Source organism: Ruegeria sp. BF12 (genome assembly GCF_056538705.1).
In genome coordinates this window covers 137,308-143,639 of the sequence record NZ_JBQFTP010000011.1, presented here as the reverse complement: position 1 = coordinate 143,639, position 6,332 = coordinate 137,308, and the positions used below count along the sequence as shown (strand labels likewise).

Here is a 6,332-nt window from a genome sequence, read left to right as displayed (position 1 = left end):
GCTTCGGCTTCGGCTTCGGCTTCGGCTTCGGCTTCGGCTTCGGCTTCGGCTTCGGCTTCGGCTTCGGCTTCGGCTTCGGCTTCGGCTTCGGCTTCGGAAAGGGCCTCGTCTACCGGTACATCCGCGTCAACAGGCGTCTCTTCAGGTTGCGAGGTCAATTCAACCGTTTCGTCCGACTTGGGGTCTTCCACCGGCTTTTGATCGGTTTTTTTCTTACGAGCCACCGCGACGTTCCCCTTATCGAATCCAATTTCACATGAATAACAGGCCACTCTAAGTTAATCGGTGGCCTCTCCACCCTCAACCCGCATCGCATGTTTCACAAGCTTTTTAACGGCTTTCCGCATTTTCTTGGGCGTGGGTTCTTTGGCAATCTTCAGACGCTCATACGTCAAGGAATTAAGGGGCTCAGCCGTCGCTTCGCTGATGGCAACCAACCACAAGGGGGCCGGCCCGGCCCAAATCTCGGCAAATTGTCGCGCTGTACGGGGCGAAAAAAGCGGCGCGATTACGGGCCTGTCACCGGCGGCCGCGGCGGCAGCTTCGGATGTCAGCGGTAACAGGCGCTGTTGATAAACGACCTCTTCGTGAACCGTCAGACCCGATTCGGTCAGACGCCCCGCGACATTGCCCCGCGTGTGTTCTCCGCGCAGATGCAACAGGGGACTTTCGGGCCGGTGTTTCAGCAGATAGGCCACCAGTTCCTCGGCAGTGTTGCCGGCCATCGCAGCACCCCAACCGGCCCCTTTTGCGGTTCCGGTAGTCGCGGGGCCTACGCAAAAGGCGGGCAAATCGCGCCTCACGCCAAGTGAGGCCGCAGCGTTGACCGAATTGGCCGAGGTAAAGATCAAACCCCGAACACCTTTGGTGTTGATCTCAACCCGCAGGGGTCGAATCTCGAGAATCGGAGAATAGATCACTTCGACCCGAGACCTGACGCGGGTCGGCAATTGCGCAACAAACCTCTCAGAGGCGGCGCGAGGGCGGGTCATCAACAAATACAATGGCGGGGCCTTCGGCCTTGGGATTGTTTGCGTCCGCGCAGGGTGATACCCCGCTTGGGTGTCATGATGCAACGGATCAGGCCTATGGTGCAAACACTTACCGTACTTGGATTGGAAAGCAGCTGTGATGACACGGCCGCCGCTGTCGTGCGTCAATCCGATGGCGCAGGTGCCGAGGTGTTGTCGTCGGTCGTTCACGGCCAGACCGAGCTGCACAGCGCGTTTGGAGGCGTCGTGCCCGAAATCGCTGCACGCGCGCATGCAGAAAAACTGGATATCTGTGTGGTTCAAGCGCTGGAGGCTGCTGGTCTGACGCTGGCCGATATGGACGCGATCGCCGTGACCGCCGGGCCAGGCCTGATCGGCGGCGTGATATCCGGCGTCATGTGTGCCAAAGGGCTGAGCGCCGCGACCGGTCTGCCCCTGATCGGCGTGAACCATCTGGCTGGTCATGCACTGACACCGCGCCTGACCGACGGTATCGCGTTTCCCTACCTGATGCTTTTGGTATCGGGCGGGCACTGCCAATACCTGATCGCGCACGGGCCCGAGCAATTCACCCGCCTGGGCGGAACAATCGACGATGCCCCCGGCGAAGCGTTCGATAAAACCGCCCGCCTTTTGGGTCTGCCGCAACCCGGCGGTCCTTCGGTAGAGGCCGAAGCGCGATCTGGTGATCCCAAGCGATTCCGGTTCCCACGACCTCTGCTGGATCGGCCGGGATGTGATCTGTCCTTCTCGGGGCTGAAAACTGCTTTGATGCGGATGCGGGACCAGATCGTTGCTGAAAAGGGCGGCCTGACCCGTCAGGACCGCGCCGATCTGTGCGCCGGGTTCCAGCAAGCCATCGTGGACACGCTGGCTGAGAAAACCCGCCGTGCGATTGATACGTATCTCAAGGAAAACCCCGCAGACCCGGTCATTGCCGTCGCCGGTGGAGTCGCTGCAAATTCGGCAATTCGGGCTGCGTTAGAGACTGTTTGCGCCGAAAAAGGCGCACGCTTTACTGCGCCGCCGCTCAGCCTGTGTACGGACAATGCCGCCATGATCGCTTATGCCGGGATGGAACGTTTTCGCACCGGTGCGCGCGATGGGCTGGACTTGACCGCCCGCCCGCGCTGGCCCCTGGACAAGACCAGCCCCTCCATGTTGGGCGGCGGCAAGAAAGGGGCCAAGGCATGAGCGTTTCGGTTCTGGGATCCGGCGCATTCGGCACCAGCCTGGCCATTTCTCTGGGCGGGAACAGGCCTGTGACGCTGTGGTCTCGGAACGCGGATCAGGCCCGGCACATGCAGGACAGCCGCGAGAACACCCAGCGCCTGCCGGGTGTGGCTTTGCCCGCGGAAATCACGGTGACGTCGGACATCCGGCGGGCCGCCGAAAGCGACATCCTGTTGGTCGCGGTGCCCATGCAGAAATTGCGCGGCGCCCTACAAGAACACGCTTCGGTTCTGGCCGGAAAGACTTTGGTGGCCTGCTGTAAGGGCATTGAGCTGTCATCCGGCTTGGGACCCATCTCGGTCATCCAACAGACAATCCCAGACGCGCGCCCAGCGCTGCTGACCGGACCCAGCTTTGCGGACGACATCGCGCGGGGGTTGCCAACTGCGTTGACCTTGGCCTGTGCCGATGAAGCGCTGAGTCCAATCCTTCAGCACGACCTGACCACTGCCAACCTGCGCCTCTATCGCACAACAGATATTGTTGGGGCGGAACTCGGCGGCGCGCTGAAGAATGTCATGGCCATTGGGTGCGGTGCTGCCATTGGGGCAGGCTTGGGGGATAGTGCCCGCGCCGCTCTGATGACGCGCGGGTTTGCCGAGATGCAGCGGTTTGCATTGATGCGAGGCGCGCGGCCCGACACCTTGATGGGGCTGTCTGGTTTGGGCGACCTCGTCCTTACATGTTCGTCCGATTTGTCGCGAAACTACCGCTATGGCCTGTCTCTGGGCCAGAATAGCCAGTTTGATACCCACACCACTGTCGAAGGCGTCGCCACTGCGCGCGCCATGACGGAAATTGCCACCGCCGAAGGGCTCGACATGCCTATCAGTACAACAGTGGCGGACCTTAGCAGCGGTGCCTACAGTGTAACCGAAGCTATCAAAACCCTGCTCAACCGACCCCTGAAGGAGGAATAACATGCTGATCGCCCTTATTGCCCGTGATAAAGACGGCGCGCTGCAAACCCGGCTGGACAACCGCGCGGCTCACCTCGCCTATATCGAGGAAACCGGCGTGGTTTCGCAGGCAGGCCCGCTGCTGGACGGTGACGCGATGATCGGCTCTCTGATCATTCTTGAGGTCGAGGATATGGCCGCCGCGCAAAACTGGGCAGACAATGACCCTTATGCCAAAGCCGGGTTGTTCCAGTCGGTTGACCTGATTGCGTGGAAGAAGGTTATAGGCTGATGGCATACTGGCTGTTCAAATCCGAGCCATCGACCTGGAGCTGGGACCAGCAGGTTGCCAAAGGGGATGCGGGCGAAGAATGGGACGGCGTGCGCAACTATCAGGCCCGCAATTTCATGCGGCAGATGGCAGTCGGTGATCGCGGGTTCTTTTACCACTCGCAAAAGGACAAGGCGATTGTCGGTATTGTCGAGGTTTGTGCCGAGGCGCATCCCGACAGCACCACCGACGACGAGCGTTGGGAATGCGTGGATATCAAGGCGGTGCGCCCCTTCACAACCCCCGTCGCTCTGGACCAGATCAAGGCAGACGAACGTCTGGGAGAGATGGTGCTGGTGAAGAACTCGCGCCTGTCCGTGCAACCTGTCAGCGACGTGGAATGGCAGGTGATCTGCGCGCTTGGGGAAACGCAGGCGGACTGAGCAATTCGCTTACGCGGATTGCTCCGCCTTCTTGATCCAATCAAGCACCAGAGCGGCGATCTGGTCCGAGTTCTCGTCCATCATCATCACATGTGTGTTCCCGGTGATCCCCTCACTGGGAAGGTCCAGCAGCTGAGCTGACCCTCCGTCTGATCGCAATTGATCCACGTACTGATCTGCCTTCGCGCGGTATGAAGTCCAGATCGCAAACTTGTCGATGAAATCGCCCCAGACAAACAGATGCGGTATTTGCGCGGCCTTCCCTATGGTTGGGGGTGCCGAGGCCGGCTCGATGACAACGACTCCTTTGAAGAATTCCGGATGTACTGCGGCGGCTTCCAACGCAAAATTGCCGCCCTGGCTGTGGGCGATGAGCCAGACCGGACCGACCCGGGTAAGCGCCTGATAATACGCATCGAGTGTCATTTCCGCATGCGTCGTCCAGCGCGGCACGAGTTGTGCACCCAGCGTATCCAACGCGTTCAGTGGAAATCTGATCCCGTCAAAAGGGTGTCTGGCGGTATCCTCTGACCTATACGCACCCGCAGGCCCAAACCGGAACATGGTCCAGACGTCATTTTGGGTGCGAAAGACCGGGTTGTCCTTGTAGATCTGCGGGTAAGGCGACCAGCTTGCCCGTCCGCGTTCAACCGCGTCGCAAAGATAGGTGTCAAAGCCTGCATTCAGAAAGAAGTTGTGCCACCCAGTGCGACCGTCCGGTGTGGATTCCCACGTAGCGCCCGTCATACCGCCCCCGTGCCAGAACATGAGCGGCGCATCAAATTTTGGGTCGGATTGAAGAAGATACTGAACATAACATTGCCCTGTGACGTAATCCCCGTTCATGTCGACTGTTCTGGCCGGTGCGTTCCGCGCCACTTGAATTTGCTGAACCGGCTGACCGGAGAGTGTCACCCGGCGCCCACCGGCAAAGAAACTTCCCGTCTCTTTGATCGATACGCCCGGTTTGCCTTGGCTGGTTCGGTTCTTGAATGACATGGAGCCCTCACAAACAACTTTGAATATCGGCCGAGCCTATCCGGCGATACTGTTGATCTCAAAGCAGTTTATGAAAAAAGGGAAGATCCTGACGGATTCAGAACCTTCCCTACCCCGCGTGCTCCCAACTCACCACACGCGTATGGAAATTTTGGCTCTGACCGTCCTGGTCACGTTCTGACACTAACCGATCTGATGTGCGCAGTTCAAACGGCAAGTGCTTAAATTTGAAAACGCCCGCCAGCAATCTGACGGGCGTCGCAAAGAGTGTGGCAGGATCAGCTGTAGACCGACTCTTTGCCGAAATGCTTGGTCAGCATGTAATAGACGACTGCGCGGTACTTGTTGCGCTCGGACATGCCATAGCTTTCCAGAACCTTGTTGATACCTTCCATCAACTCCGGACCATCGGACAGGCCCAGCTTTTTAATGAGGAAATTGTTCTTCACCGTTTCAAGCTCGCCTTCCTGAGTTGCCGCGACGGTCGATGCGTCGGCATCATAGATCGCGGGGCCGCAGCCAATGGTGACTTTGGTCAACAGATCCATATCGGCGTCCACACCGCATTTGGATTTCAGGTCCTCGGCATATTTGGCGATCAGCTCGTCGCGTTTTCCCATAGTCGTCTCCTGGTTCGAATGTGTTTTTGGCCACTCCAGCGCCAAAGACACGGTAACCAGCCACGGAAAATGCACAAAGGGAAAAATCCGCAGCATTCCCCCTTAGGCCCAGTCCTGCCTGATCTGGGGCTTGATTTTGACCTCTCTTTATTTAACAATAATGTTAAATATTATGTTCTTTCCGGGATCAGGAGGTCGCCATGCCCGTGTCACTACCCAATGAAAGCCCACAATACCGAGCCGCCCGAAATACACTGCTGACGGCCGAAGCCGAGCTGCGTGCCCAGATCGAAAACGTTGCAAGCCAGAGGCGCAGCTTGCCCAAAGGCGGGGCCATCCCGCAGGATTATGCGTTCCGCGCAGAGCATGGCGCGCCAGCGCCGCTTTCGTCTTTGTTCGGTTCACATGACACCTTGGCGATTTATTCGCTTATGTACGGGCCCAATGCCGAATCTCCCTGCCCGATGTGTTCAGCCTTTCTGGATGGGCTGAATGGGCAAGTCGCGCATATTTCCCAGAAAACTGCATTTGCCGTTGTGGCTCAGAACACCTGTGAAAAACTGGCGAAACTGAAAGCGGATATGGGATGGGGCAGTCTGCCGCTCTATTCAGCCTTAGGCACGGATTATCAGCGCGATTATCTGGCCGAGTCCGAGGACGGCAGCCAACTGCCGATCCTGAATGTCTTTCAGCGCGACCATGACGGCATTAGCCATTTCTGGAGCTCGGAGCTGTTCTTTGAGCCAAGCGACTGGCATCCCCGGCATGTCGACGTGGCGTGGCCATTGTGGAACATTCTGGATTTCACACCCCAAGGACGTGGGGATTTCTTTCCGTCACTTCGGTGAGGACAAACGAAAAACGGCGGCCAAACT

Annotated in this window: 8 protein-coding genes and 1 pseudogene; 5 read left to right on the top strand and 4 right to left on the bottom strand. The window is 58.5% G+C overall.

From position 1 onward, the window contains the following. Together ACR0J0_RS17275 and ACR0J0_RS17270 are read right to left on the bottom strand one after the other, a co-directional pair. Positions 1 to 224: pseudogene (locus ACR0J0_RS17275) on the bottom strand (hypothetical protein); the annotation flags it as partial. Positions 225 to 278: 54 nt separating this feature from the next. Continuing rightward, positions 279 to 992 carry a uroporphyrinogen-III synthase gene (locus tag ACR0J0_RS17270; protein ID WP_480665376.1) on the bottom strand — a complete coding sequence of 238 codons (714 nt, stop codon included), beginning with the start codon at positions 990 to 992 and terminating at the stop codon, positions 279 to 281. 96 nt (positions 993 to 1,088) lie between these two features. On the opposite strand from ACR0J0_RS17270, the gene tsaD reads away from it, so the two are divergent. From tsaD to ACR0J0_RS17250, 4 genes are read left to right on the top strand one after another with little or no spacing between them, the layout of a single operon-like run. Further along, entirely contained in the window at positions 1,089 to 2,186 is a 1,098-nt protein-coding gene (tsaD, locus tag ACR0J0_RS17265; RefSeq protein WP_480665375.1) for a tRNA (adenosine(37)-N6)-threonylcarbamoyltransferase complex transferase subunit TsaD, read from the top strand. Further along, complete coding sequence (locus ACR0J0_RS17260; RefSeq protein WP_480665374.1) at positions 2,183 to 3,145, top strand: NAD(P)H-dependent glycerol-3-phosphate dehydrogenase; 963 nt, start codon at positions 2,183 to 2,185, stop codon at positions 3,143 to 3,145. The genes tsaD and ACR0J0_RS17260 overlap by 4 nt, the downstream gene beginning before the upstream one ends. Before the next feature lies 1 nt (position 3,146). Beyond that, on the top strand, positions 3,147 to 3,416 hold the full coding sequence (locus ACR0J0_RS17255) for a YciI family protein (protein ID WP_170563928.1): 270 nt from the start codon (positions 3,147 to 3,149) through the stop codon (positions 3,414 to 3,416). Next, the gene (locus tag ACR0J0_RS17250; RefSeq protein WP_480665373.1) at positions 3,416 to 3,838 is read left to right on the top strand and encodes an EVE domain-containing protein; all 423 of its coding nucleotides are present in this window, start codon (positions 3,416 to 3,418) and stop codon (positions 3,836 to 3,838) included. The genes ACR0J0_RS17255 and ACR0J0_RS17250 overlap by 1 nt, the downstream gene beginning before the upstream one ends. A 9-nt stretch (positions 3,839 to 3,847) precedes the next feature. Here the strand turns inward: ACR0J0_RS17250 and ACR0J0_RS17245 are convergent, their stop codons facing one another. Both ACR0J0_RS17245 and ACR0J0_RS17240 read right to left on the bottom strand, forming a co-directional pair. Beyond that, a complete protein-coding gene (locus ACR0J0_RS17245) occupies positions 3,848 to 4,837 on the bottom strand; it encodes an alpha/beta hydrolase (protein ID WP_480665372.1) in 990 nt (329 codons plus the stop codon). Between the two features lie 278 nt (positions 4,838 to 5,115). Further along, the gene (locus tag ACR0J0_RS17240; protein WP_480665371.1) at positions 5,116 to 5,457 is read right to left on the bottom strand and encodes a DUF2853 family protein; all 342 of its coding nucleotides are present in this window, start codon (positions 5,455 to 5,457) and stop codon (positions 5,116 to 5,118) included. 200 nt (positions 5,458 to 5,657) lie between these two features. Here ACR0J0_RS17240 and ACR0J0_RS17235 point away from each other — a divergent pair, with 200 nt between their 5' ends. Further along, complete coding sequence (locus ACR0J0_RS17235; protein WP_480665370.1) at positions 5,658 to 6,305, top strand: DUF899 family protein; 648 nt, start codon at positions 5,658 to 5,660, stop codon at positions 6,303 to 6,305. Positions 6,306 to 6,332: the final 27 nt, after the last annotated feature.